At 67.4% G+C, this 26,090-nt stretch carries 24 protein-coding genes; 17 read left to right on the top strand and 7 right to left on the bottom strand.

Annotated features, from left to right (window positions below; translation table 11 throughout):
- Positions 1–80: 80 nt before the first annotated feature.
- Positions 81–1,343, bottom strand: a complete 1,263-nt coding sequence (urtA, locus tag ACSQ86_RS13590; protein WP_436303983.1) for an urea ABC transporter substrate-binding protein — start codon at positions 1,341–1,343, stop codon at positions 81–83.
- A 241-nt stretch (positions 1,344–1,584) separates the two neighbouring features.
- On the opposite strand from urtA, the gene ACSQ86_RS13585 reads away from it, so the two are divergent.
- The 3 genes from ACSQ86_RS13585 to ACSQ86_RS13575 are packed head-to-tail and all read left to right on the top strand — an operon-like array spanning position 1,585 to position 6,932.
- A complete protein-coding gene (locus ACSQ86_RS13585; RefSeq protein ID WP_436308949.1) occupies positions 1,585–4,965 on the top strand; it encodes a hybrid sensor histidine kinase/response regulator in 3,381 nt (1,126 codons plus the stop codon).
- On the top strand, positions 4,949–5,842 hold the full coding sequence (locus tag ACSQ86_RS13580; protein ID WP_093107439.1) for a response regulator transcription factor: 894 nt from the start codon (positions 4,949–4,951) through the stop codon (positions 5,840–5,842). Before ACSQ86_RS13585 ends, ACSQ86_RS13580 begins: the two co-directional genes overlap by 17 nt.
- 37 nt (positions 5,843–5,879) lie before the next feature.
- On the top strand, positions 5,880–6,932 hold the full coding sequence (locus ACSQ86_RS13575) for a DUF72 domain-containing protein (protein WP_436303981.1): 1,053 nt from the start codon (positions 5,880–5,882) through the stop codon (positions 6,930–6,932).
- On the opposite strand, the gene ACSQ86_RS13570 is transcribed toward ACSQ86_RS13575, so the two are convergent.
- Positions 6,897–7,487, bottom strand: a complete 591-nt coding sequence (locus tag ACSQ86_RS13570) for a TetR/AcrR family transcriptional regulator (protein ID WP_436308948.1) — start codon at positions 7,485–7,487, stop codon at positions 6,897–6,899. The genes ACSQ86_RS13575 and ACSQ86_RS13570 overlap by 36 nt on opposite strands.
- A gap of 111 nt (positions 7,488–7,598) precedes the next feature.
- Between ACSQ86_RS13570 and ACSQ86_RS13565 the strand changes: the two genes are divergently transcribed.
- Genes ACSQ86_RS13565 through ACSQ86_RS13545 form a run of 5 tightly spaced genes read left to right on the top strand, consistent with a single transcriptional unit; the run spans position 7,599 to position 11,835 of the window.
- Positions 7,599–8,621: an NAD(P)-dependent oxidoreductase gene (locus tag ACSQ86_RS13565; protein ID WP_436303979.1), complete on the top strand. Its 1,023-nt coding sequence runs from the start codon at positions 7,599–7,601 to the stop codon at positions 8,619–8,621.
- Positions 8,618–9,607 (top strand): NAD(P)-dependent oxidoreductase, encoded by a 990-nt coding sequence (locus ACSQ86_RS13560; RefSeq protein WP_436303978.1) that lies wholly within the window; start codon positions 8,618–8,620, stop codon positions 9,605–9,607. Before ACSQ86_RS13565 ends, ACSQ86_RS13560 begins: the two co-directional genes overlap by 4 nt.
- A gap of 38 nt (positions 9,608–9,645) precedes the next feature.
- On the top strand, positions 9,646–10,782 hold the full coding sequence (locus ACSQ86_RS13555) for an alpha/beta fold hydrolase (protein WP_436303977.1): 1,137 nt from the start codon (positions 9,646–9,648) through the stop codon (positions 10,780–10,782).
- Positions 10,783–10,797: 15 nt separating this feature from the next.
- The gene (locus ACSQ86_RS13550; protein ID WP_436308947.1) at positions 10,798–11,328 is read left to right on the top strand and encodes a tetratricopeptide repeat protein; all 531 of its coding nucleotides are present in this window, start codon (positions 10,798–10,800) and stop codon (positions 11,326–11,328) included.
- A 36-nt stretch (positions 11,329–11,364) separates the two neighbouring features.
- Positions 11,365–11,835 carry a tetratricopeptide repeat protein gene (locus ACSQ86_RS13545; protein WP_436308946.1) on the top strand — a complete coding sequence of 157 codons (471 nt, stop codon included), beginning with the start codon at positions 11,365–11,367 and terminating at the stop codon, positions 11,833–11,835.
- Between the two features lie 6 nt (positions 11,836–11,841).
- Here the strand turns inward: ACSQ86_RS13545 and ACSQ86_RS13540 are convergent, their stop codons facing one another.
- Both ACSQ86_RS13540 and ACSQ86_RS13535 read right to left on the bottom strand, forming a co-directional pair.
- Positions 11,842–12,738 carry an SDR family oxidoreductase gene (locus tag ACSQ86_RS13540; RefSeq protein ID WP_436303976.1) on the bottom strand — a complete coding sequence of 299 codons (897 nt, stop codon included), beginning with the start codon at positions 12,736–12,738 and terminating at the stop codon, positions 11,842–11,844.
- A 26-nt stretch (positions 12,739–12,764) separates the two neighbouring features.
- Positions 12,765–13,505 carry an SDR family oxidoreductase gene (locus ACSQ86_RS13535; RefSeq protein ID WP_093107453.1) on the bottom strand — a complete coding sequence of 247 codons (741 nt, stop codon included), beginning with the start codon at positions 13,503–13,505 and terminating at the stop codon, positions 12,765–12,767.
- A 151-nt stretch (positions 13,506–13,656) separates the two neighbouring features.
- Between ACSQ86_RS13535 and ACSQ86_RS13530 the strand changes: the two genes are divergently transcribed.
- Positions 13,657–14,550: a LysR substrate-binding domain-containing protein gene (locus ACSQ86_RS13530; RefSeq protein ID WP_436303975.1), complete on the top strand. Its 894-nt coding sequence runs from the start codon at positions 13,657–13,659 to the stop codon at positions 14,548–14,550.
- 9 nt (positions 14,551–14,559) lie between these two features.
- Here the strand turns inward: ACSQ86_RS13530 and ACSQ86_RS13525 are convergent, their stop codons facing one another.
- Both ACSQ86_RS13525 and ACSQ86_RS13520 read right to left on the bottom strand, forming a co-directional pair.
- Entirely contained in the window at positions 14,560–15,141 is a 582-nt protein-coding gene (locus ACSQ86_RS13525) for a 2'-5' RNA ligase family protein (RefSeq protein WP_436303974.1), read from the bottom strand.
- 5 nt (positions 15,142–15,146) lie between these two features.
- Positions 15,147–16,490 (bottom strand): MFS transporter, encoded by a 1,344-nt coding sequence (locus ACSQ86_RS13520; protein ID WP_093107458.1) that lies wholly within the window; start codon positions 16,488–16,490, stop codon positions 15,147–15,149.
- A gap of 175 nt (positions 16,491–16,665) precedes the next feature.
- Here ACSQ86_RS13520 and cyoA point away from each other — a divergent pair, with 175 nt between their 5' ends.
- From cyoA to ACSQ86_RS13480, 8 genes are all read left to right on the top strand, one after another.
- Positions 16,666–17,724, top strand: a complete 1,059-nt coding sequence (cyoA, locus tag ACSQ86_RS13515) for a ubiquinol oxidase subunit II (RefSeq protein ID WP_436303973.1) — start codon at positions 16,666–16,668, stop codon at positions 17,722–17,724.
- Between the two features lie 13 nt (positions 17,725–17,737).
- The gene (gene cyoB, locus ACSQ86_RS13510; RefSeq protein ID WP_436303972.1) at positions 17,738–19,741 is read left to right on the top strand and encodes a cytochrome o ubiquinol oxidase subunit I; all 2,004 of its coding nucleotides are present in this window, start codon (positions 17,738–17,740) and stop codon (positions 19,739–19,741) included.
- Complete coding sequence (gene cyoC / locus ACSQ86_RS13505; protein ID WP_436303971.1) at positions 19,734–20,375, top strand: cytochrome o ubiquinol oxidase subunit III; 642 nt, start codon at positions 19,734–19,736, stop codon at positions 20,373–20,375. Before cyoB ends, cyoC begins: the two co-directional genes overlap by 8 nt.
- Positions 20,372–20,752 carry a cytochrome o ubiquinol oxidase subunit IV gene (gene cyoD, locus ACSQ86_RS13500; protein WP_093107466.1) on the top strand — a complete coding sequence of 127 codons (381 nt, stop codon included), beginning with the start codon at positions 20,372–20,374 and terminating at the stop codon, positions 20,750–20,752. The genes cyoC and cyoD overlap by 4 nt, the downstream gene beginning before the upstream one ends.
- 29 nt (positions 20,753–20,781) lie before the next feature.
- Positions 20,782–21,522, top strand: coding sequence for an SURF1 family protein (locus ACSQ86_RS13495; protein ID WP_436303970.1), 741 nt, complete (start codon positions 20,782–20,784; stop codon positions 21,520–21,522).
- On the top strand, positions 21,506–22,804 hold the full coding sequence (locus ACSQ86_RS13490; protein ID WP_436303969.1) for an ATP-binding protein: 1,299 nt from the start codon (positions 21,506–21,508) through the stop codon (positions 22,802–22,804). The genes ACSQ86_RS13495 and ACSQ86_RS13490 overlap by 17 nt, the downstream gene beginning before the upstream one ends.
- The gene (locus ACSQ86_RS13485; protein ID WP_093107472.1) at positions 22,794–23,333 is read left to right on the top strand and encodes a response regulator transcription factor; all 540 of its coding nucleotides are present in this window, start codon (positions 22,794–22,796) and stop codon (positions 23,331–23,333) included. Before ACSQ86_RS13490 ends, ACSQ86_RS13485 begins: the two co-directional genes overlap by 11 nt.
- A gap of 174 nt (positions 23,334–23,507) precedes the next feature.
- Complete coding sequence (locus tag ACSQ86_RS13480) at positions 23,508–24,194, top strand: EAL domain-containing protein (RefSeq protein ID WP_244503882.1); 687 nt, start codon at positions 23,508–23,510, stop codon at positions 24,192–24,194.
- 4 nt (positions 24,195–24,198) lie between these two features.
- Here ACSQ86_RS13480 and ACSQ86_RS13475 read toward each other — a convergent pair whose 3' ends face one another.
- A complete protein-coding gene (locus ACSQ86_RS13475) occupies positions 24,199–26,085 on the bottom strand; it encodes a GspE/PulE family protein (RefSeq protein ID WP_436308945.1) in 1,887 nt (628 codons plus the stop codon).
- Positions 26,086–26,090 lie beyond the last annotated feature (5 nt).

Below are 26,090 nucleotides of genomic sequence, written 5' to 3'. Positions count from 1 at the left end.
GAACCGGCTTTGCCGAGCCACCGGTGTCGCCCCCTTGAGGGGGGAGGCGGCTACACGAAGTGAGCAAGCAAGGGGGTGGGCTACTGATAACCCTTGGGGAACGGATCCGGCTTAATGAGCTCGCTCGACTCTGCCACCACCTTGAAGCTGCCGTCCGGCATACCCTGCCCGATGCGCGCCTTGCTCCACAGGTGGTGGTTCGGGTCCAGCTTCACGTAGCCTTCGGGGGCGGTCTTGAGTTCGATGCCCGGCGAAGCGGCGACCACCTTGTCGACGTCGAAGCTGCCGGCCTTCTCGACCGCGGCCTTCCAGAGCCAGGGCCCGAGATAGCCGGCCTGCGTGACGTCGCCGATCACCGAGTCCTTGCCGTACTTGGCCTTGAAGGCGGCGACGAACTTCTTGTTGTTGTCGTTCGGCAGCGTCTGGAAGTACTTCATCGACGAATAGAAGCCGGCGAAGTTCTCGCCGCCCACGCCCGTCATCTCGTCCTCCGTCACCGCCAGCGTCAAGAGGAACTGCTTGTCGCCGCTGATGCCTGCGGCCTTGAGCTGTTTGTAGAAGGCGACGTTGGAGCCGCCCACCACCGCCGCGAAGATGCAGTCCGGCTTGGCGACCTTGATCTTGTTGATCAGCGAGTTGAAGTTGGTGTGGCCCAGCGGGTAGTACTCCTCGCCCTTGACCGAACCTTTCTGGAAGTTCTCGATGTGCTTGCGCGCGATCTTCATCGAGGTGCGCGGCCAGATGTAGTCGGAGCCGACCAGGAAGAAGGTCTTGGCCTTCTTCTCCTTCGCGCCCCAGTCCAGCCCCCAGATGATCTGCTGCGTGGCTTCCTGGCCGGTGTAGATCACGTTCTTGCTCTGCTCCAGGCCTTCGTAGAAGGTCGGGTAGTACAGGAGGCCGTTCTCCTTCTCGAACACCGGCAGCACCGCCTTGCGCGAGGCCGAGGTCCAGCAGCCGAACACGGTCGCGACCTTGTCGTTGACCAGCAGCTTCTTCGACTTCTCGGCGAAGGTCGGCCAGTCGGAAGCGCCGTCTTCCTTGATCACCTTGATCTTGCGCCCGAGGATGCCGCCCATGGCGTTGATCTCGTCGATGGCGAGCTGCTCGGCCTGGATCGAACCGGTCTCGGAAATCGCCATCGTGCCGCTGGACGAATGCAGCTGGCCGACCGTCACTTCGGTGTCGGTCACCGCGAGCTTGGTGGTGTTCACCTTGGCCGTCGGGAATTGCTGGCCGAAGGCGAGGCCACCGAGGCCCAGCATCGGCAGCGCGGCGGCGCCCTGGATCAGGCGGCGGCGCTGCAGCAGCAGCGACTCGGGGGAGGCGTTGGGGTCACGGGACATATCGAACTCTCCAGGCGGGTTGTGAAAAGGCTTTGGGTTGCTGCGCACCACCGCTGTGCATCCAGCCGGCGGTGCGACCAGCACCATGGCCGCCACTCTAGGAAGAGGACCCGGCGATCCGAATACGTCAATCAACGTATCGGGGCCCGCGCCGCCCGGCGCCACACTGCCCGCCTTGCCCACGGCCCAGCAGGAGCGCTTCTTGCAACGCATGCCTTCCACTGCCGAGCGCCGGAACACCATGCAATCTGTGACAGGCCAGAAAATCTTCAGGATTCGCCGCGACTACAACGCCTGGGTCGCCGACGAAACCCTGGAGGACTACGCGCTGCGCTACACGCCGCGCAGCTTTCGCAAGTGGTCGGAGTTCCGGGTCGCCAACACGGCCTTCGGCGCCACCTCCTTCCTCGCGCTCGAAGCCATCGGCGGCACCATCGCGCTGAGCTACGGTTTCTCCAACGCGGTGTGGGCCATCCTGGTGGTGGGCCTCATCACCTTCCTCACCGGCCTGCCGATCGGCTACTACGCAGCCAAGTACGGGCTGGACATGGACCTGCTGACGCGCGGCGCCGGCTTCGGCTATCTCGGCTCCACGCTGACTTCGCTCATCTACGCGAGCTTCACCTTCATCTTCTTCGCGCTGGAGGCGGCCATCCTCGCGCTCGCGCTGCAGCTCTACTTCGGCTGGCCGCTGCCGGCGTGCTACCTGGTCTCGTCGCTGGTGGTGATCCCGATCGTGATGTACGGCATCACGCTGATCTCGCGGCTGCAGCTGTGGACGCAGCCGATCTGGATGGTTCTCTTCGTCTGCCCCTACATCGCAGTGCTGCTGAAGAACCCGCAGGCCTTCAGCGATTTCACCAGCCTCTCGGGCCGCATTTCGAGCAGCAGCGGCTTCGACGCCATCATGTTCGGCGCCGGCGCGACAGTGGCCTTCTCGCTGGTGGTGCAGATCGGCGAGCAGGTCGACTACCTGCGCTTCCTGCCGGAGAAGACGCCTGCCAACCGTCGCCGCTGGTGGGGCGCGGTGCTCGTCGCCGGCGCCGGCTGGATCGTGCCGGGCATGCTGAAGATGCTGGGTGGCGCCTTCCTGGCCTTCCTGGCACTGCAGCATCAGATCCCGAGCGAGCAGGCGGTCGAGCCGACGCAGATGTACCTGGCCGGCTTCGGCTACGTGTTCGGCAACCCGGCCTGGGTGCTGGGCGCGACCACGCTCTTCGTGGTGGTGTCGCAGATCAAGATCAACCTCACCAATGCCTATGCGGGCTCGCTGGCCTGGTCGAACTTCTTCGCGCGCCTCACGCACAGCCATCCGGGCCGCGTGGTCTGGCTGGTGTTCAACGTGATGATCGCGGTGCTGCTGATGACGCTGGGCGTCTTCGCTGCGCTCGAGAACGTGCTAGGCCTCTACAGCAACCTCGCCATCGCCTGGGTCGGCGCGCTGGTGGCCGACCTGGTCATCAACAAGCCGCTGGGCTGGAGTCCGAAGCACATCGAGTTCAAGCGCGCGCACCTCTACGACATCAATCCCGTGGGGCTTGGCGCGATGCTGGTGGCCGCGCTGCTGGGCATCGTGGCCTATGCCGGCGCGCTGGGTCCGCTGGCCCAGGCCTTCTCGCCCTTCATCGCGCTCCTGACCGCCCTCCTCGTCTCGCCGCTGCTCGCCTGGTGGACGCGCGGGCGCTACTACCTCGCGCGCAGCGGCGACACGCCCTGGGCGCCGGGCCAAAGCGTGAAGTGCTCGGTCTGCGAGAACGCCTTCGAATCGGAGGACATGGCCCATTGCCCGGCCTACAACGCGCCGATCTGCTCGCTGTGCTGCACGCTGGAGTCGCGCTGCCACGACCGCTGCAAGACCGGTTCGCGCGCGGCCGAGCAGGTCAACACCTGGTTGACGGCGCTGCTGCCGCCCGCGCTCTCGGCACGGCTCAACTTCCGCGTGGCGCGCTATCTGGTGGTGGCGAGCTCCTTCATCCTGCTGCTGGCCGTGATCATGGGCGTGGTGTACGAGCAGCAGCTGATCCAGAGCACGGTGGAGCGCGGCGCGCTGCGCGATGCCTTCCTCAAGGCCTTCGCGCTGCTCTCGCTGGCCGCGGCGCTGGGCGCCTGGTGGGTGGTGCTCGGCAGCGAAAGCCGCGAGATGGCGCAGGAGGAATCGAATCGCCACAACCACCTGCTCACGCTGGAGATCGAGGCGCACCAACGCACCGACGCCGCGCTGCAGGCGGCCAAGGACGCGGCCGAGGCCGCCAACCAGGCCAAGACGCGCTACGTGGCCGGCATGACGCACGAGCTGCGCACGCCGCTCAACAGCATCCTCGGCTACTCGCAGATCCTGTTGAAGGAGGACGGCAAGCAGATCCCGCCGCGCGACGCGCTGCAGACCATCCACCACAGCGGCGAGCACATGCTGAGCCTGATCGACGGCCTGCTCGACCTGGCGCGCATCGAAGCCGGCCGGCTGCAGCTGGAGCGCATGCCGCTGCCGCTGCCCGAGTTCCTCGACGAGGTGGTGCGCATGGTGCGGCCGCAGGCCGAGGCCAAGGGCCTGGCCTTCGTCTTCACGAAGAGCGGGCGGCTGCCGGCCTGGGTGCAGGCCGATGCCAAGCGGCTGCGGCAGATCCTGATCAACCTGCTCGCGAACGCGGTGCGCTTCACCGATGCCGGCACGGTCACGCTGCACGTCGATGCGCGGCGGCAGGTGCTGCGCTTCGACGTCGTCGACACCGGCATCGGCGTGGCGCCGCAGGACCACCAGCGCATCTTCCTGCCCTTCGAGCGCGGCGCCGCGGGCCGCCAGCGCGGCGAACCGGGCACCGGACTGGGCCTGACCATCACCGGCCTCTTGACCTCGCTGATGGGCGGCGAACTCACCTTGACCGCGAGTTCGGCCGCCGGCAGCACCTTCAGCGTGCGGGTCTACTTGCGCGAGGTGCCCGATCCCGGACCGCAGGCCGAGCCGCAACGCCAGATCTCCGGCTACTTCGGCCCACGCCGCACGCTGCTGGTGGTGGACGACCAGCCGGTGCAACGCCAAATGCTGGCCGGCATGCTGGCGCCGCTGGGCTTCGACGTGCGCGAGGCCGCCAGCGGCACCGAGTGCCTCGACAGCCTGCGCGAGCACGTGCCCTCGGCCATCCTGCTCGACATCAGCATGGACGACATGGACGGCTGGCAGACGGCCGCCCTCGTTCGCGCCGCCGGCTTCGACGCGGTGCCGATCGTGATGGTCTCGGCCAACGTGTTCGAGAACCAGGGCGAGCGACTGCGCATGGCCGGCTGCCAGGCCTTCATCGGCAAGCCGGTGATCGAGTCCGAGCTGATCATGACGCTGGAGCGCCACCTCGGCCTGGAATGGATGGTGCCCGGCCATGCGCCGCCGCCGGCCGAAGCCGCGCCGCCGCCGCAGCTGGGCCTGCCGGAAGACGCACGCACCGAGCTGATGAGCCTGGTGCAACTCGGCCACGTGCGCGGATTGCAGCGCGCGCTCGACCGCCTCGCGTCCGAAGACGCGACGCTGGCCGCCAGCTGCAGCTACCTGCGCCGCCTGGTCATGCGCTTCGAGCTCGAGGATTTCAAGAAAGCCCTTTCGGAGGATCTGCTGCATGTATCCAACCCCTGAAAGCGAACGGCCCGTGGTGCTGGTGGTCGACGATGCGCCGAGTAGCCTGGGCGTGCTGTGCGACACGCTGGAGGCCAGCGGCTACACGGTGCTGGTGGCCGGCGACGGCGAGTCGGCGCTGCGCCTTCTGGAACTGGTGGTGCCCGACGCGATCCTGCTCGACGGCCTGATGCCGGGCTTGTCGGGCTTCGACACCTGCCGGCGCATCAAGGCCAACGCGGCGCTGGCGCACATCCCGGTGCTCTTCATGACCGGGCTGTCCGAAACGCCGCACGTGGTCGAAGGCTTCGAGAGCGGCGGCGTCGACTACGTGGTCAAGCCGATCCGCGCGCAGGAGGTGCTGGCGCGCCTGCACACGCATGCGCGCAACGCCCACATCGCGCGCATGGCGCGCGACGCGGTCGACGTGGCGGGCATGGGCGTGGTGCTGATCGACGCGCAGGGCCGCGTGGCCTGGCGTTCGCCGCAGGCCGCGCTGTGGCTGCATGCGCTGGGCGAGCCTTCGGCGCCCGGCCAGCTGCCCGCGGCGCTGGACCCGGTGCTCGCGGGCGGCGCGAGCGTGGTGCTTTCGACCTTGGCAGGCACGCGCCTGTCGGTGCGCAACCTGGGCACCGCGACGCTGGGCGAAACGATGCTGCTGCTGGCGCCGCACAAGGAAGGCGCCGCCGGCACTTCGCGCCTGGCCGATGCGGCGCTGACGCCGCGCGAGACCGAGGTGCTGTCCTGGCTCGCCAAGGGCAAGACCAACCGCGACATCGGCGAGATCCTCGGCATGAGCCCGCGCACGGTCAACAAGCACCTGGAGCACATCTTCGAGAAGCTTGGCGTCGAGACGCGCTCGGCTGCGGCGGCGTTGGCCAGCGGGCAGCTGGGCTAGGGCTTGCTGGAGAATGTGGCGCTCGCCCTGCCACACGATGCAAGACTCGCTTTTCGACGATCCGAACGAACCCGCGCCCGCTTCGCCCGCGCCGAAGAAGCGCGCAGGCCAGGCTGCTGCGGCCAAGGTCCAGCCCGCGCCGTCCGATGCGGCGCAGCAGGCGCTGGCGAAGGCGCTGCCGCCGCAACTGCGGCTCGGCACCTCTTCCTGGTTCTTCCCGGGCTGGGCCGGACTGGTCTGGGACGGCGAGTACGAGCAGTCGGTGCTGTCCAAGCACGGGCTCAAGGCCTATGCGCAGCATCCGCTGTTGCGCACCGTCAGCGTGGACCGCAGCTTCTACCGCGCGCTGTCGGCCAGCCAGTTCGCTGCCTACGCGCAGCAGGTGCCGGAAGACTTCCGCTTCGTCGTCAAGGCACCGAGCGTCGTCGCCGATGCGCTGGTGCGCGGCGAGGACGGGCGTGGCATGCAGCCCAATCCGGCCTTCCTCGATTCGGCATTGGCGGTGCAGGATTTCGTGCAGCCGGCGCTCGACGGCCTGGGCGCCAAGATCGGCGCGCTCGTGTTCCAGCTCAGTCCGCTGCCGTCGTCGATGCTGTCGCAAATGCCTGAGTTGTTGCAGCGCCTGCGGCACATGCTGCAGGCCTTGCCCGCGCTGCGCCCGAGCGCGCCGGACGGCGTGATCGCGGTCGAGGTGCGCAATCCCGAGTTCCTGACCCCGGCCTTCGCCGACGTGCTGCGCGAGGCCGGCGCCACCTACTGCCTCGGCCTGCATCCCAAGATGCCGCCGATCGGCGAGCAGTTGCCGGTGCTGCGCGCGCTGTGGCCGGGCCCGCTGGTCTGCCGCTGGAACCTGAACCGGCTGCACGGCGCCTACGGCTACGAGGAAGCCAAGCAGCTCTACGAGCCCTTCGACAAGCTCGTGGACCCGGACCCCGAGACACGCGGGACGCTGGCCCGCGTGATCGCCGCCACCAGCGGCGCGGGCCATGCGGCCTACGTGACGATCAACAACAAGGCCGAGGGGTCGGCGCCGCTGTCGGTGCTGGCGTTGGCGCTATGCCTTGGCAGCCAGCCAGCCGACGATCAATGAGGCCAGGCTCGCCGCCGCCGCGGCCTCGTCGATGCGCCCGCGGACCAAGTCGCGCGCGATCGCGTCGCCGGCGCCGATGATGCCGACGCAGCGCAGGCGCAATTCGTCCTCGGGCAGCTTCGAATAGGGCGCGAGCGCATCGCGGTAGAGAGCGACGTAGCTGTCGATCAGCTCGCGCTGGCAGGCTTCCATCTCCTCGTCGCCCTTGAGCGCGGCCGAGACTGCGTGCCATTCGGGTCCCACCGAAGTGAAGCAGTTCATGTAGGCGGTGCTGACCACCCGCGCCACCTCTTCGAGCCGGCGCGGCGTTCGTTCGAGCGCGAGCAGCAGCGCCGCGACCTGGCGGTTGTCGATCTGCTCGTAGAGCGCGATCAGGAGGCCCGAGCGTGTCTTGAAATGTTCGTAGGCGATCGGCTTGCTCACGCCCGCGCGCTCGGCCAGGTAGCCGAGCGTGAGGGCGTCGGTGCCCTGCTCCCGCACGATGGCGAGCGCGGTCTCGAGCAGCTGTTCGCGGCGCTCGGCCTTGGACAGCTTTTTGGGCAAAGGGTCGTTCATGGGGCGGGCTTGACAGCGTCTTCGGTCTGGATTCTACTTTCCGTAACTTACCAATAGTAAGTTACTTGACGTAGATTGCATCTTACCCAATCCCAGACAGGAGTTCCCACCATGCCAGCGCGTTCAACAAAACCCGTGCTCATCATCGGCGGCTCGGGCGTCGTCGGCGCCCAGGCCGCGAAGGCCTTGCGCCGCCTGCACCCCGAACTCCCCATCTCCATCGGCGGGCGAAACCTGGCCAGGGCCGAGGCGGTGGCGCGAGAAATCGGCCATGCAGACGCGGTGGCGATCGACCTCGCGCGCGCCGACCTGGGCCAGCCCGCCGGCAAGCGCTACAGCGCCATCGCGATGTTCCTGAAGGACGACACGATGCATTCGCTGGACTATGCGCAGGCGAACGGCCTGCCCTACCTCAGCGTCTCCAGCGCCAGCTTCGAGATCGGCCCCGAGGTGGCCTGGTTCATCCGCAGGCCGGCCAGCGCACCGGTGCTGATGGCCAGCAACTGGCTGGCCGGCGTGGCCACCTTCGCAACGCTGCAGTTCGCGGCCGGATTCGAGCGCGTCGAGACGATCGAGATCTCACTGGTACTCGACGAGCAGGACATGGGCGGTCCGGCGGCCTACGTGGACTACGAGCGCATCACGCAGGCCGCGGCGAGCGCGCAGATCCTGAAGAACGGGCAGTGGATGTGGGCCACCGGCGAAGACGCCGCGCGCCGCTTCAAGGACTCGGAAGGTGTCGAACAACAGGGCCAGGCCTACGCGCCGCTGGACGTGCTGAGCCTGGGCGCCGCCACCGACGCCCATTCGATCCGCGTGGACCTGGCCGTCGGCGAAAGCGCCTCGCGCCGGCGCGGCGAGCCCTTCTCCACAGAGATCATCATCGAGATGAGCGGCCGGCTGAAGAGCAACGGCCAGCCGGGCCGCACGCGCCATGTGCTGGTGCATCCGGGCGGCCAGGCGCCCGTGACGGCCGTGGGCGTGGCGCTCGGCATCGAGCGCCTGCTCGGCCTGGCCGGCGGCGCCGCGGCGCCGCCGGGACTCTACCTGCCCGACGTGCTGATCGAGCCGGGCTATGCGCTTCGGCGCCTGCAGGAGGCCGGCTTGCAAGTCGTCGAGGGAGGCCTGACATGAAGCCCGTCCTGTTCATCGGCGGCTCCGGCCTGGTGGGCAGCCGGGCCGTGCGCACGCTGCGCCAGCTCCAGCCGGACCTGCCGATCGCGATCGGCGCTCGGGACATGGACAAGGCCGGTGCGCTCGCACGCGAGATCGGCGGCGCCGGCGCCGTGATGATCGGCCTGGCCCGCAGGGACCTTGGCCTGCCGGCCGATGCAGGCTACAGCGCCGTGGTCGTGCTGCTGAAGGACGCTGGCCTGCACTCGATGCGGTTTGCCCAGGCCCGCGGCCTGCCCTATGTGTCCTTCTCCGATTTCGTGTTCGACATCGGGCCGGAGGTGGCGCTCCATGTTCGCAAGCCGAACAGCGCGCCCATCCTGTTGCTGGGCCAGTACCTGGGCGGCACGGCGGCGCTCGCCGCGCTGCATTTCGCGCGCGAGTTCCGCCGCGTCGATTCGATCGCGATCGGCGGGCTGCTCGATGCCGACGACCTCGGCGGGCCGGTTGCGCAGGCCGACATCGAACGCCTGGGCCACGGCACGCCGCGCCCGCTGCTGCGGCATGAAGGCCGCTGGCTGTGGGCGAACGAAGCGCAGGCGAAGCGCCGCTTCGTCGATGCCGACGGCGTCACGCACGAGGGGCAGGCCTACCCGCTGCTCGACGTGGTGAGCCTCGCGGCCGCGACCGGCGCGCCGTCGATCCGGGTCGATCTCGCCCTCAGGGAGGGCCGGCGCCGCGCGGCACCCTCGCACGAGGTGATCGTGGAGATCGCGGGTGAGCAGCAGGGTGGCCGGCAAGGCGTCACGCGCCACGCGCTGATCGACGGCGACGTCTACTCGGGCCTCAGCGCGCGCGGCGCGGCCCTGGCGGTCGAGCGTCTGCTCGGCCTGGCCGGCGGCTCGGCGGTCGTGCCGGGGCTTTACGACCCCGAGGAGTTGCTGGATCCGGCCTATGTGGTCGAGCGGCTCCAGGGCTTCGGCACGGAAATCCGGCGCTTGCCTTAGCCGGTCCGGCCGGGTACCGGCCATCTGGTCGATTGACCATGGGAGACAAACGTCCTCAACTAAAGGCTGTGCAGAAATCGAGTTATCTATCCGCCGCCGGCCCGCCGCGCCCGCGACAGGAAATCCGCTTCGCGCGCGGCCATGACCGGGTGCAGCTGGCCTATGCGATGTCCGGCAGCGGCCCGCTGCTGATCAAGGCCGCGACCTGGCTGTCGCACCTGGAGTACGACTGGGAGAGCCCGGTCTGGCGCCACGTGCTGCACGGGCTCTCAGCCAACGCCACCTTCGTGCGCTACGACGAGCGCGGCTGTGGCCTGTCGGATTGGGAGGTCGACGATCTCGGCTTCGACAGCTGGCTGAGCGATCTCGAAACCGTGGTCGACGCGCTGAGCACCGAGCGCTTCGGCCTGCTCGGCATCTCGCAAGGTGCGTCGATCGCGATCGCCTACGCGGCGAAGCATCCGGATCGCGTCAGCCACATGGTGCTGCATGGCGGCTATGCGCGCGGGCGCCTGGTGCGCAGCAACACGGCCCTGCAGCGCGAAGAAGCCGAGATGATGTGCAAGCTGGCCGAACTGGGCTGGGGCAAGGAGGACGCGTCGTTCCGCCAGTTCTTCACCAGCCAGTTCATTCCGGGAGGCTCGGCCGAGCAGCACCGCTGGTTCAACGAGCTGGAGCGCATCTCCAGCTCGCCCGCCAACGCCGCGCGCTTCATGCGCGAGTTCAACCGCATCGACGTCACGCATCTGCTGGCCGAAGTGCGCTGTCCCACCTTGGTGCTGCACAGCATGCGCGATCTTCGCGTGCCCTTCGTCGAGGGTCGGCTGATCGCGAGCGGCATCCGCGGTGCGCGCTTCGTGCCGATCGACAGCGGCAACCACCTGCTGCTCGACGAGCCCGGCTGGGCGCATTGGCTCGCCGAGGTGCGCAGATTCCTGCCCACCGCTGCGCCGGCGCACGACCCGGTGTTCGATGCGCTCACCGGCCGCGAGCGCCAATTGCTCGAACTGCTGGCCCAGGGCCGCGACAACGCCCAGATCGCAGCGACGCTAGGCCTGTCGGAAAAGACGGTGCGCAACCACCTGACCAGCGTGTTCGCCAAGCTGGAGGTCGACAACCGGGGCCGCGCGATCGTGCTGGCGCGCGACTCGGGCTTCGGCAAGCTGACCGCGTGATGCACCGCGCCGGCGATGGCGCAAATCTTCAAGACCAGGCCGGCGCCGCTGCCTATTCTCGGCAGCATGACCAAGACGACCTTCAGCCTCGCCGCCTGCATCCTTCTCGCCGCGCTCGCGATGCACCAGAGCGTGCATGCCGTGGACTCGGCATCGCTGCCGGCGTCGATCCGCCTTGCGAACGCGAGGGCGCTGATCGAAGCCAAGGACTGGAAAGGCGCCATCGCGGAACTGCAGGGCGTGGACGCCCCGAACAATGCCGACTGGAACAACCTGATGGGCTTCAGCCTGCGCAAGGCCAGGACGCCCGACTATGCGGCCGCAGAACGCTTCTACGACACCGCGCTGCGCATCGAGCCCAGCCACCGCGGGGCGCTCTCGTATTCCGGCGAGCTCTACCTGGTGCTGGACAAGCTGCCCAAGGCGGAGCAGCGGCTGACGACGCTGAAACTGGTCTGCAACAACGCATGCTTCGAACAGGAGCGGCTCAGCCAGGCCATCGAGCGCTACAAGGCAGCCGGCAACAAGTACATCCCCGAGCCCTGAGATCTGCCGCGGCGCTGCAAAATGGCGCCCATGAGGATGCTCCATCGATTCGCCGCCTGCGTCCTGCTCGCCGCCCTCTCGCTGCAGCCGGCGCTCGCGGCCGATACCGACTCGACGCCGCCCGCGCTTCGGCTGGCGGCCGCCAGGGCGCAGATCACGGCCAAGAACTGGCCGGCGGCCATTGCCGAACTCAAGCGGGTGAACGACCCGCGCAGCGCCGACTGGAACAACCTGATGGGCTATAGCCTGCGCAAGAACAAGTCCGCACCGGACCTGGAAGGCGCGGAGCACTTCTACGACGCCGCCCTGCGCATCGACCCCAACCACCGCGGCGCGCTCGAATATTCGGGCGAGCTCTATCTCGTGAAGGGCGATCTGCCGAAGGCCGAGGAGCGCCATGCGCGGCTGGTGAAGCTGTGCACCGTGCCCTGCGAGGAGCTCGATGACCTCAGCAAGGCGATCGAGAAGTACAAGGCCGCGGGCGGCAAGTACGTTCCGGAGGAATAGCCGCTCTCAGGCCCGGATCGCGGGCTCGAGCAGGTCGGCAATCCCGATACGCGCCGCGAAGGCTTCGCGCACGCGCTCGGCCACTTCGGTCACGGCACCCGCGCCGTCGTCGATGAAATCAATCACCGAGCGGAACGGCCGCTCGCCGGCCGGCAGCCCGATGATGCGCGCGATCTCGTCCGCCACGGCTTGCGGGTCGGCATGCGCGGGCATCAGTGCGCTGAGCTTGGCGCCCACCTGGTCCATGAGCCCGTCGTAGCGCGCGTAGGCCGCCACGGTCGCCGCATCCGCCGGCTTGCCCGCACTCGGGAAATGCGCGGTGCCGCTGGTGAAGGCGCCGGGCACCACGATCGAGGTCTCGATGCCGAAGCGCGCGAGTTCGTAGGACATCGTGACAGCCAACGAATCCATCGCCGCCTTGGCTGCCGCATACGGCCCCATGAAGGGCGGGAAGCCGCCACGCACCGTGGTGCTGCTGACCCACAGCACGAGCCCGGACTGCCGGCCGCGCATCACGGGCAGCACGGCCTTGTTGACACGCTGCGTGCCGAGCACGTTGGTGTCGAACACCTTGACCATCTCCTCCGGCGTGAAGGCCTCGGTCGGCCCGACCACGAGATGGCCCGCGTTGTGGACGACGACGTCGAGCCGGCCCTGTTCGCCGACGATGGTCGCAACCGCTTCGTCGGCGGAGGCCTGCGAGAGCACGTCGAGCTCGATCGCGCGGATGTCGTGGCCGCCTGCAAAACCCCAGTCGCGCAGCTCGCGCACGCGCGCTGCGTTGCGGCCGGCGATGTCGCGCATGCTGGCGTAGACGACGTGGCCCTGCGCCGCGAGCGCGCGGGCCGTGAGATGGCCGATGCCGGTGGAGGCGCCGGTCACGAGGATGACGGATTTCTTCATGGTGTTGCTTTCTGTGTGAGAGGAGTTCAGACCAGGCCGCCGTTGGCGCGCAGGGTCTGGCCGTTGACCCAGCCGGCCTGCGGGCCGACGAGCAAGGCCACCGTGTTGGCGATATCTTCGGGCGTGCCCAGGCGTTCCAGCGGCACGGCCTTGGCGAAGCGCTCGACGGCTTCGGGCGACTTGCCGTCGAGGAACAGCGCGGTGGCCGTGGGGCCCGGCGCGACGGCGTTGACCGTGATGCCCTTGCCGCGCAGCTCCTTGGCGAGGATGTTGGTCATGACCTCGATCGCGGCCTTGGTCGCGCCATAGATCGCATAGCCCGGCAGGCCGAGGCCGATCACGCTGGTCGAGAAGTTGAGGATGCGCCCACCGGTCTGCAGGCGCGTCGTCGCCTCGCGCATCGTGTTGAAGCTGCCCTTGACGTTGACCGAGAACAGCCGGTCGAAGGTGGCGTCGTCGGTGTCGGCCAGCTGCGGCAGCGCCGGCGGCATGACGCCGGCGTTGTTGACCAGCACGTCGACGCGGCCGTAGGCGGCGATCGCTTCGTCGAAGAGGCGGCGCGCCGCGGCCGGATCGGCCACGTCGGCCTGCACCGCGACGGCCCGGCCGCCGGCGGCGGCGATGCCGTCCACGACCTTGGCGGCTTCCTGTGCGTTGCCGGCGTAGTTGACGACCACGGCATAGCCGTCGGCGGCGAGGCGGCTGGCGATGGCGGCGCCGATGCCGCGGGATGCGCCGGTGACGATGGCGACTTGCGATGTGTTCATGGCTGAGCTCCTGGAAGGGTTGGTTGAGGGCTGGTCCGCTTGCTTCTTCGCGGGTCAGTGGGATGGATTGTTCTGTTTAACCAGAAGCAGATAAATGCGGTAGATTCGCCATCACTGTCCAAAAATCACAAACAATCAAGGAAGGCTGAAGATGGACCGCCTCGATGCCATGCGCGTCTTCGTCCGCATCGTCGACCTGCAGAGCTTCACGCGCGCGGCCGACGACCTGCAGCTGCCGCGCGCGACGGTCACGCACACCATCCAGCAACTCGAAAAGCGCCTCGGCGCACGCCTCCTGCACCGCACCACGCGGCATGTGAGCGCCACGCTGGATGGCGAGGCCTACTACCAGCGCTGCCAGCAACTGCTGTCGGATTTCGAGGAATCGGAGTCGGTCTTCCGCAGTTCGGCGGCCAAACCCAAGGGCAAGCTGCGCGTCGACCTGCAGGGCACGCTCGCCATGCATTTCCTGCTGCCGCACATCGGCGAGTTCTTTGCGCGCTACCCCGACATCGAAGTCGAGATCGGCCTCGGCGACCGGCTGGTGGACCTGGTGCGCGAAAGCATCGACTGCGTGCTGCGCGCCGGCGAGCCGCGCGAGTCGAGCATGGTGGGCCGGCGCGTCGCACTGCTCGAGCAGGTGACCTGCGCCAGCGCCGCTTATCTCGAACAATTCGGCGAACCCCGCACGCCGGAGGAGTTCCGGGCCCACCGCGCGGTCAACTATGCGAGCGGCAGCGGCAAGGTGCTGCCCTTCGAGTTCATGGTGGACGGCGAGCGGCGCACGATGCAGTTGCGCGGCTCGGCGACGGTGAGCCATGCCGATGCCTACGCGGCTTGCTGCGCGGCCGGCCTGGGCTTCGCGCAGATGCCGCGCTATCACGTGGAACGGGAGCTCGCGGCCGGGACGCTGCGCGAAGTGCTGGCCGAGTTCCGGCCTGCGCCGATGCCGGTGTCGGTGATGTATCCGCATCACAGGCAGCTGTCGCCGCGCGTGCGGGTCTTCGTGGACTGGGTCGCGGACCGGATGCAGCGCGGCGGCTGAACTCCGCGCTCAGCCGCCCAAAGGCAAGCGCGCCAGCACCTCGTGCCGGCTCTGGCCGATCAGGCTGCGCACGAGAACGAACTCGTGCGCGGTCCAGGTGATGGACTCGATCGGTCGCGCGGCGACGTGGCGGTCGTCGTACAGCAGCGTCAGGTGCGGCGTGTAGTGCTCGCGGCCGCCGTGACCGAGGCCGATCTGCGCCATCGCGCGGTCCAGGGCTTGCTGCAGCGTCTTCACGGTCACCAAGCCGTCTTCGCCCAGCAGCACCAGCGGCATGTTGCGTGCCTTGCGCGAGAAGCTGCCGACGCGGTCGAAGCCGAGCTTGAAGGACGGCATGGCGGTCACCGCTTGCGCGACCCTGACCGACGCGTCGGCAAGCTCCTGCGGAAAGCGCGCAAAGGTGCCCACGACGTGCAGCGTCACATGGAAGCGCTTTGCGCCGAGCGGCTTGCCCTTCAGCCCGAAATCGCTCTGCAGATCGCGCACGAGCTTCTCGATGCGCGCGATGGCGGCCGCGTCAGGGAGCAGCGCAAAGAACAGCCGGTCGGTCGACGGTGGCCGAGCTGCCACGCCGTCGAACGATGGCTGCACGGGCGTCACGGCTGCTCGCGGGCCTCGAGTGCGCGATTGATGCCCAGCGCCGCCAGCGTGCACGCCGCGCCGGACAGCAGATAGACGCTGACGTAGGCGAGCCCGAAGTGCGCCGACAGGCCCAGCGCCACCAGCGGTGCGAACGCGGCGCCGATGAGCCAGGCCAGGTCCGAGGTGAGCGCAGCGCCGGTGTAGCGGTACTTGGAGATGAAATTGGAGGTCACGGTGCCCGAGGCCTGGCCGTAGGACAGGCCCAGCAGCACGAAGCCGACCAGGATGAAGACGTCCTGGCCCACGGTGCCGCCGTCGAGCAGGATCGGCGCGAAGCCGCTGAAGACCGCGATCAGGATCGCGAGCGCGCCCAGCGTCTGGCGCCGACCCACGCGGTCGGCGATCCATCCGGAGGCGACGATGCCGCCGGCCGCCAGTACCGCGCCGACGATCTGGATGCCGAGGAATTCGGTGATGGACTGCTCCGAATACAGCCGGATCCACGACAGCGGGAACACGGTGATCAGGTGGAACAGCGCATAGCTCGCCAGCGCGGCGAAGGCGCCGATCAACAGGTTGGAACCCTGCGCGCGGACGAGCTCGACCACGTCGGTGGGTTCCAGCTCCTGCTCGTCGAGCAACACCTCGTACTCGTGCGTGACCACCAGCCGAAGGCGCGCGAACAGCGCCACCACATTGATGGCGAAGGCCACGAAGAAAGCGTAGCGCCATCCCCACGAAAGGAAGTCGGCCGGCGACAGGCTGGCATACAGGAAGGCGAACAGACCGCTGGCGATGATGAAGCCGACCGGCGCGCCGAGCTGGCCCAGCATCGAATACCAGCCTCGGCGGTTCGGCGGCGCGTTGAGCGCCAGCAGCGAGGGCAAGCCGTCCCAGGAGCCGCCCAGCGCGAGCCCTTGGCCGATGCGGAAAATCGAGAGCAGCACGATGGCCGCGAAACCCGCGGTCTCGTAACCGGGCAAAAATGCGATGCCGACGGTGGAGGTGCCCAGCAGGAACAGCGCCATGGTCAGCTTGGTGCCGCGCCCCCAGCGGCGCTGGACCGCCATCGAGATCACGGTGCCGAAGGGCCGTGCGATAAAGGCGAAGGAAAAGATCACGAAGGCGTAAAGTGTTCCTTCCAGCAGGTCCTCGAACGGAAAGAACAGGGCCGGGAACACCAGCACCGACGCGATGCCATAGACGAAGAAGTCGAAGTACTCGGATGCGCGCCCGATGACCACACCGACCGCGATTTCCCCGGGCGCCACCTTCGAATGGTCGGCAGTGATGAGGCGAGCATCCCTCTCGAGGGTCTCGGACGAGGGTTCGGAAGGGGCGTGGCTGATGCTGGACATCGTGCGTGCTTCGGGTTCAGGGGGGGGCTTGCAAGGTCGCTCAGGGTCGCATCAGATGCGGTTTTACGCCATAGGACAAAACGTCCAATCGCCAAACAGGGTCGATGGACGTACATTTTGCGCTCATCCGCAATCCGCGTTTTCCCGCGGCCTACGTTTTTTCCTCGCTCCAGGCATGCCACTCCTCAAGACCCTTCGCGGACCGGCCCTCCTCGTGCTCGCTGCCCTGCTGGCGGGCTGCAACATGGTGGTGCTGAACCCGTCCGGCGACGTGGCCGCCCAGCAGGGCCGGCTGATCGTGGTGTCCACGATGCTGATGCTGCTGATCATCGTGCCGGTCATCGCCCTGACCTTCTTCTTCGCCTGGAAGTACAGGGAGTCCAACACCGAGGCCACCTACAAGCCGGACTGGGACCATTCGACGCAGCTCGAACTGGTGATCTGGGCCGCGCCGCTCCTGATCATCATCGCGCTCGGTGCGCTGACCTGGATCAGCACGCACACGCTGGACCCCTACCGGCCGCTCGACCGCATCGACTCGCGACGTCCGGTGCCCGATAACGCGAAGCCGCTGGTGGTGGAGGTGGTGGCGCTCGACTGGAAATGGCTGTTTCTTTATCCGGAGCAAGGCATCGCCACGGTCAACGAGGTCGCGGCGCCGGTGGACGTGCCGATCCAGTTCCGGATCACGGCTTCGTCGGTCATGAACTCCTTCTACATCCCCGCGCTCGCCGGCCAGATCTATGCCATGCCCGGCATGGAAACCAAGCTGCACGCGGTCATGAACAAGGCCGGCACCTACGAAGGCATCTCCGCCAACTACAGCGGCGCCGGCTTCTCGGGCATGCGCTTCAAATTCCACGGCATGAGCCGTGCCGACTTCGATCGCTGGGTGCAGAAGAACAAGGCCGAAGGCCAGGCGCTCAGCCGCGAGGGCTACATGCAGCTCGAACGCCCGAGCGAGCGCGAGCCGGTGCGCCGCTACGCCAGCGTGGCGCCGGGCCTGTACGACGCCATCGTCAACCGCTGCGTGGAGCCCGGCAAGATGTGCATGAAGCACATGATGGCGCTCGATGCCAGCGGCGGCGCAGGCCGCGGCGGCTTGTCCCCGCTGGCCATGACGACCGTACCGCGCGGCGAGCAAGGCCAGCCGATGCGCACCCTCGCCGCCGAAATCTGCACCATCGACAACCCGACCGGGGCGCCGCTCGCCGTCCGGACGACGATCCAGTAATCCGTTCATCACGATGCCCGACCATCCCGATCTGACCAAGCTCGTCTTCGGACGCCTCACCTGGGAGGCGATCCCCTACCACGAGCCGATCCTCATGGCGACCTTCGTCGCCGTCGTGCTGGGCGGCCTCGCCCTCCTGGGCGCGCTGAGCTACTACCGCGTCTGGGGCACGCTGTGGCGCGACTGGATCACCAGCATCGACCACAAGAAGATCGGCATCATGTACATCGTGCTCGGCCTGGTGATGCTGCTGCGCGGCTTCGCCGACGCGATCATGATGCGGCTGCAGCAGGCGATCGCCTTCGGCGACGCGGCGGGCTACCTGCCGCCGCACCACTACGACCAGGTCTTCACGGCCCACGGCGTGATCATGATCTTCTTCGTCGCCATGCCGCTGGTCACCGGGCTCATGAACTACGTCGTGCCGCTGCAGATCGGCGCGCGCGACGTGGCCTTCCCCTTCCTCAACAACTTCAGCTTCTGGATGACCGCGAGCGGCGCGGTGCTGGTGATGATGTCGCTGTTCGTCGGCGAGTTCGCCAAGACCGGCTGGCTCGCCTATCCGCCGCTGTCCGGCATTGCCTACAGTCCCGACGTCGGGGTCGACTACTACATATGGTCCTTGCAGGTCGCCGGGGTCGGCACCTTGCTGTCGGGCGTGAACCTGATCGCGACCATCGTGAAGATGCGTGCGCCCGGCATGACCCTGATGAAGATGCCGGTCTTCACCTGGACCGCGCTCTGCACCAACGTGCTGATCGTGGCCGCCTTCCCGGTGCTCACCGCGGTGCTGGCGCTGTTGTCGATGGACCGCTACGTCGGCACGAACTTCTTCACCAACGAGCTCGGCGGCAATCCGATGATGTACGTCAACCTCATCTGGATCTGGGGCCATCCGGAGGTGTACATCCTGATCCTGCCGGTGTTCGGCGTGTTCTCGGAGGTGGTGTCCACCTTCAGCGGCAAGCGCCTGTTCGGCTATGCGTCGATGGTCTACGCGACGGTGGTGATCACCATCCTCTCGTACCTGGTGTGGCTGCACCACTTCTTCACCATGGGGTCGGGCGCCAGCGTCAATTCCTTCTTCGGCATCACCACGATGATCATCTCGATCCCGACGGGGGCGAAGATCTTCAACTGGCTGTTCACGATGTACCGCGGGCGCATCCGCTTCGAGGTGCCGATGCTGTGGACGATCGGCTTCATGGTCACCTTCGTGATCGGCGGCATGACCGGCGTGCTGCTCGCGGTGCCGCCGGCCGACTTCGTGCTGCACAACAGCCTGTTTTTGATCGCGCACTTCCACAACGTGATCATCGGCGGCGTGGTGTTCGGCGCCTTCGCCGGCATCACCTACTGGTTCCCGAAGGTCTCCGGCTTCAAGCTCGACCCGTTCTGGGGCAAGTGCTCGTTCTGGTTCTGGCTGACCGGCTTCTACTTCGCCTTCATGCCGCTGTACGTGCTCGGGCTGATGGGCGTCACGCGCCGGGTGAGCCATTTCGAGGATGCGTCGCTGCAGATCTGGTTCCAGATCGCCGCCTTCGGCGCCTTCCTGATCGCCTTGGGCATTCTCTCCTTCCTCATCCAGCTGGTCGTCAGCTTCCGCAAGCGCGAATCGCTGCGCGACACGACGGGCGACCCGTGGAGCGGCCGCACGCTGGAGTGGTCCACCTCCTCGCCGCCGCCGGCCTACAACTTCGCCTTCACGCCGCGCATCCACGACAACGACGCCTGGTGGGACATGAAGCAGCGCGGCTACGAGCGGCCGCTGGAAGGCTTCACCCCGATCCACATGCCGAAGAACACCGCCGCCGGCTTCGTGCTGGCCATGCTCAGCGCCGCCATGGGCTTCGCGCTCATCTGGCACATGTGGCTGCTGGCCGGCGTGTCCTTCGCCGCGCTCCTGCTCGCGACCATCATCCACACCTTCAACTACAAGCGCGACTATCACATCCCGGTGGACGAGGTCGTCCGCACGGAAGGCGATCGCACCCGACTCCTGGCCGGCCATGTCTGAGATCACCGTCCCCTCCCCCCACGGCGCCGTGAGCGCCGCACCGAACCCGCTCTTCCACGTCGTGGACGAGCACCATCCCGAGAACGGCACGCTGCTCGGGTTCTGGCTCTACCTGATGAGCGACTGCCTGGTCTTCGCCTGCCTGTTCGCGATGTACGGCGTGCTGGGCCGCAGCTATGCAGCAGGCCCCTCGGGTGCCGACCTGTTCGAGCTGCCGCTGGTCGCGCTCAACACCTCGCTGCTGCTGCTGTCGTCGATCACCTACGGCTTCGCGATGCTCGAGATGCTGAAGAAGCGCACCGGCGCGACGCTGGCCTGGCTGGCCTTCACCGGCCTGCTGGGCGCGGGCTTCATCGGCATCGAGCTCTACGAGTTCGCGCACCTGATCCACGAAGGCGCCGGCCCGCAGCGCAGTGCCTTCCTGTCCTCCTTCTTCACGCTGGTGGGCACGCACGGCCTGCACGTGACTTTCGGCATCGTCTGGCTCGTCACGCTGATGATCCAGGTCGGCAAGCACGGGCTGATCCCCGAGAACCGGCGCAGGCTCCTGTGCCTGTCGATGTTCTGGCACTTCCTGGACGTCGTGTGGATCGGCGTCTTCACCTTCGTCTACCTGATCGGATCATTGTCATGAGCGATGCGCACGACGTTCACGAACACGACCCGCACGTCGAAGCGGACCTGCACATCAGCCTCAAGGGCTACCTGACCGGCTTCATCCTGTCGGTGATCCTGACCGCCATCCCCTTCTGGCTGGTGATGGGCAAGGTGTTCGACAAGCCCGGCCTCACGGCCTTCGTCATCCTGGGCTTCGCGGCCGTGCAGATCGTGGTCCACATGATCTACTTCCTGCACCTGAACGCCAAGTCGCAGGGCGGCTGGAACATGCTCGCGCTGATCTTCACGATCGTGCTGGTCGTGATCACGCTGAGCGGCTCGCTGTGGGTGATGTTCCACCTCAACCACAACATGATGCCGGCCTCGATGCACGAGATGCGCAACGCGCCTTGAGCGCAACGCGTTCCAGGCCGGCACTGGCGATGCTCGCCGTTGCCGGCGCCCTGCTCTTCATCCTGTTCCTGGCCTTGGGCACGTGGCAGCTCGAGCGGCGCAGCTGGAAGCTCCAGCTGATCGATCGCGTCGAAGGGCGCGTGCATGCGCCGCCGGCGGATGCACCCGCGCCCGCGCAATGGCCGCGCGTGAATGCGGCCGACGACGAATACCGGCACGTGCGGCTGACCGGCCGCTTTCTCCACGAGCGTGAAACCCTGGTCCAGGCCTCGACCGTGCTCGGCGCCGGCCACTGGGTGCTGACGCCGCTGCAGACCGCGCAGGGCTCGGTGGTGCTGGTCAACCGCGGCTTCGTGCCGCCGCAGCGGCGCGAGCGCGCGAAGCGCACCGACGGTGAAGCGGCGGGCGAAGTCAGCCTCATCGGCCTCTTGCGCATGACCGAGCCCGGCGGCGGCTTCCTGCGCCGCAACGATCCCGCAGCCGATCGCTGGTTCTCGCGCGACGTGCAGGCCATCGCCGCGGCGCGCGGCCTGGCGGAGGTGGCGCCCTTCTTCGTGGACGAGGATGCGCCTGCGCCGCAGCCGGCGAATGCAGCGGCCGAACCGCGCTGGCCGGCCGCCGGCTTGACGGTGATCGCCTTCCCCAACAACCATCTGGTCTACGCCATCACCTGGTATGCGCTGGCCCTCATGGTCGCGGGCGCGGCCTGGCTGGTGGCGCGCACGGAGCGCATCGCAACGAGAGCAAAGAGGGATGCAGCAGAACACTGAACCCGGCGACTCGGCAGGCCTGAAGAACATGCAGCAGCTGATCCAGCTGCGCTGGATGGCCGTCGGCGGCCAGATCCTGACCATCGCCATCGTCCACTTCGGCTTCGGCATCCGCCTGCCGCTGGACCACATGGGGGCGGCGCTGGCTTTTCTCGTGGCCTTCAACCTCTTCAGCCTGCTGCGCTGGCGCCGGCGGCAGGAGGTCGCGGACGGCGAGCTCTTCATCGCACTCCTGGTCGACGTCGGCACGCTGACCGTCCAGCTCTATCTCAGCGGCGGCGCCACCAACCCCTTCATCTTCCTGTACCTGCTGCAGGTCAGTCTCGGCGCCGTGCTGCTGCGCCCCGGCTACACCCGCACCATGGTCGCCGTCACCGCCGCCTGTTTCATGGGCCTGACCTTCGTCCATCGCCCGCTGGCGATTCCTATGGACAATGCGCGCGGGCTCGCCAGTCCGTACATCCAGGGGCTTCTGATCTGCTTCGCGCTCAACGCGGCGCTGCTGGCAATCTTCATCACGCGCATCAGCCGCAACCTGCGGGCGCGCGACGCGCACCTGGCGGACCTGCGCCAGCGCGCCGCCGAGGAGGAGCACATCGTGCGCATGGGCCTCTTGGCCTCCGGCGCGGCCCATGAACTCGGCACGCCGCTGGCGACGCTGTCGGTGATCCTCGGCGACTGGCAGCGCATGCAGCCCTTTGCCGCCGAGCCCGAGCTACGGCAGGAGATCGAGGAGATGCAGGCCCAGGTGGCGCGCTGCAAGACCATCGTGAGCGGCATCCTGCTGTCGGCCGGCGAAGCGCGCGGCGAGTCGCCGGTGCAGACCACCGTCCGCGCCTTCCTCGACGGCCTGGTCGCGGAATGGCGCACCACGCGCTCGCCCGGCGCGCTGGCCTACGCCAACACCTTCGGCGACGACCTGCCCATCGTCTCGGACTCCGCGCTCAAGCAGACCATCTACAACGTGCTCGACAACGCGCTCGAGGCCTCGCCGGGCTGGGTCGGCCTCGATGCGGCGCGCGATGGCGACGATCTGGTCCTGACCGTGTCCGATGCCGGCCCGGGCTTCGCACCCGGGATGCTGGCGCAGCTGGGCAAGCCTTATCAGTCAAGCAAGGGGCGCCCCGGCGGCGGCCTGGGCCTGTTCCTGGTCGTCAACGTGGCGCGCACCCTGGGCGGCAGCGTGGCGGCGCACAATCGGCCGGAAGGTGGTGCCGCCGTGACACTGCGCCTGCCGCTGGCGGCGATCCAATTCGAGGAGATCGCAGGCAATGGAAACTGACGAACGACTGCTGCTCATCGTCGAGGACGATGCGGCCTTTGCGCGCACCCTGTGCCGCTCTTTCGAGCGCCGCGGCTACACGGTGCTGCAGGCCACGGCCGCCGAGCAGGTGACGGAGATCCTGAAGACCCACTCGCCAGGCTATGCGGTCGTCGACCTCAAGCTCGCCGGCGGCGCCTCCGGGCTGGCCTGCGTCCAGATGCTGCATGCGCACGACGCGCAGATGCTGATCGTCGTGCTCACCGGCTACGCCAGCATCGCGACCGCCGTGGAAGCCATCAAGCTCGGTGCCTGCCACTACCTGGCCAAGCCCTCCAACACCGACGACATCGAGGCCGCCTTCGGCCGCGCCGAGGGCGATGTTGAGGTCGAACTGACCGAGCGCTCGACCTCGATCAAGACGCTCGAATGGGAGCGCATCCACGAAACGCTGGCCGAGACCGGCTTCAACATCTCCGAAACGGCCCGGCGCCTCGGCATGCATCGGCGCACGCTGGCGCGGAAGCTCGTGAAGCAACGGGTGAAGTAATACCAAGGTGCGACTTTTCGCTCGCCTGTGGTCACTTTGTATTTTTGCGCCACCGGACTACACAGGCTCGCCAGCACAATGCAGCCTTTACCAACACCGCCTGCGAGGTCCATGCCAGTGACAGCCGAAACAACCGCCGTTGCCGACTCCCCTGGCTTCGACTCGGGGTTCACGATGGCCTTCCAGCCGATCGTCGACCTCGCCCGGCGGGAAATCTTTGCCCATGAAGCGTTGGTGCGCGGCCTGTCCGGAGAAGGCGCGTCCGAAGTGCTTGGGCGCGTGGGCCCGCAACAGCGCTTTGCCTTCCACGAAGCCTGCCGCGTGCGGGCCATCGAGATGGCCTCGGCGCTGGGCATGGAATCCAAGCTCAGCCTCAACGTCATGCCCAACGACGTGGCCGGGCAGGAAGAATGCTTTCGTACCGCCATGGCAACGGCCAAGCGCTGCAACTTTCCGATCAACCGCCTGATGTTCGAGATCACCGAGGGCGAGCGCGTCGAGGACCTGCCCGGTCTCGCGGCGGCCTTCCGCACCTTCAAACGCTACGGCTTCACCTCTGCCATCGACGACTTCGGCTCCGCCTACGCCGGCTTCGAGCTCCTCGCGGCCTTTCAGCCCGATGTGGTGAAGATCGACATAAGCCTGGTGCGGGACATCCACATCGACCCCGTCCGGGTGACCATCGTGAAAGGCTTCGTCGCCACCTGCGAGGAGCTTGAAATCAGGGTGATCGCGGAAGGTGTCGAAGCTTCGGAAGAAGTTCGCGTGCTGCGCGCGCTGGGCGTGGATCTGTTCCAGGGCTACCTGTTTGCCAGGCCTGCCGTCGCGGCGTTGCCGTCCGTGGCATGGGACGCCGCGTGAGCCTTCACACGTTGCTGGTCGCGCGCACTTCCTCGATCGTCGTTTGACCTGAAAGAACCTTGGCGATGCCGTCCTGACGCAGGGTGCGCATGCCTTCGCGCAGCGCCGCTTCCTGCAGTTCTTCCGCGCGAGCGCCGTTTTGCACCAGGCGGCGCAGCGTTTTCGACATCACCATCAGCTCATGGATGCCGACGCGTCCCTTGAACCCGGTGTCGTCGCAGTGCTTGCATCCGGCGCTCGCGAAGCGCATGAGCCGCCCATCGCGGGCATGGCGGCGCTGCCAGGAATTGAGCACGGCCTCCCGTTCGGCCGGCGAATCCTTCTTCGCGAACGCGTGCAGGTAGTCGGCCAGCAGTTCCTCGGTCTCTTCCGGGCTCGCGGGGCGGCTGCTGATGCAGTGGGTGCAGAGGCGGCGCACCAGCCGCTGCGCCAGCACCGCCAGCAGCGAGTCGGCAAAGTTGAAGGGGTCCATCCCCATGTCCAGGAGCCGCGTCACGGTTTCGGGCGCGCTGTTGGTGTGCAGGGTCGAGAGCACGAGGTGGCCGGTCAGCGATGCCTCGATCGCGGTCTTGGCGGTTTCCTCGTCCCGGATCTCGCCGACCATGATCACGTCCGGATCTGCGCGCACGAAGGCCCGCAAGGCCTTGGCGAAGGTCCAGTCGATGCGGGGGTTGACCTGCACCTGCCGCAAGCCCGCCTGCGTGATCTCTATCGGGTCTTCGGCGGTCCAGATCTTTCGTTCCGGCGTGTTGATGTGCATGAGCGCCGAGTGCAGGGTCGTGGTCTTGCCCGAACCGGTGGGGCCGACGCAGAGCACCATGCCGTAGGGGCGCTCGACCGCCGCGGTGAAGCGCGCAAGATTGCGCTCCGAAAGCCCGAGCTGGTCCAGCGCGACGGGCTTGGCCGAAGCAAGAATGCGCATCACCACGTCTTCCAGGCCGTTGCTGGTCGGGACGGTCGCCACGCGCAGTTCGATGTGATGCTGCGGCGAGAACTTGGCGAAATTGATCTTGCCGTCCTGCGGCTTGCGCTTCTCGCTGATGTCGAGGTCGCACATGATCTTCACGCGTCCGACGATCGCGTTGCGGTAGCTGGATGGGAGTTCCAGATAGGTGTAGAGCCTTCCGTCGCGGCGAAAACGGATGCGGGTTTTCTCCTGCCCCGGATAGCTCTCGATATGGATGTCCGACACGCCCTCGCGGTGCGCTTCGAGAATCATGCTGTTGATCATCCGCACCAGCGAGTTGTCCGATTGCTCGATCGGCGCCTCTTCGTCGACCGGAGGCGCGCGGCCTTCCTTCTCGAGGGTCTCCAGCAGTTCGCTGGTGCCGGCCAGGTCGAAGTCGATGGCCATCGGGTCGGCAGCTGCCGAGCGTCCGTCCGCCGGCGCGCCGATCTTCTCGTACGCCTTGTGCAGCACGCCGTCCAGGTCGCCGCACTGTCCGAGCACCGGGACCACCTTCATCTCGGCGATGAACTCCACTTCGTCGATGGCGGCATGCCGGCCAGCCGGATCGTCGAGCGCGAGGATGAGACGCCCCTCGTGAATCATCAGCGGCATCACCTGCAAGCGCCGCGCGACGCCATGGCTGATCTTGCGCAGGGCTTCGGCAGCGACCGGGAACAGATGCAGATTGACGAGGGGGTAGCCCATCTTTCGCACCAGCGCAGTCTGCAGCTGGGCACGGCTGACCACAGCCATGCGCACCAGGGTCTCGCCCAGCGGCACGCTGCGATCGAGCTGCTGCTGCGCCAATGCGGCGCTCAACTGTTCGTCCGTGACCATGCCCAGGGACACCAGCGCCTGACCTATCCGCACGATCGGCATGCGGCCTTGCGCTGCGATCTCTTTCAACAACTGCTCTGGCGTAACAACTTCGGCAGACGGCATGGCCT

It is taken from the genome of Variovorax sp. LjRoot130 (genome assembly GCF_964253755.1).
Lineage (GTDB): Bacteria > Pseudomonadota > Gammaproteobacteria > Burkholderiales > Burkholderiaceae_C > Variovorax.
The sequence above is the reverse complement of the archived record's forward strand: the minus strand, read 5'-3'. Positions and strand labels throughout refer to the sequence as shown.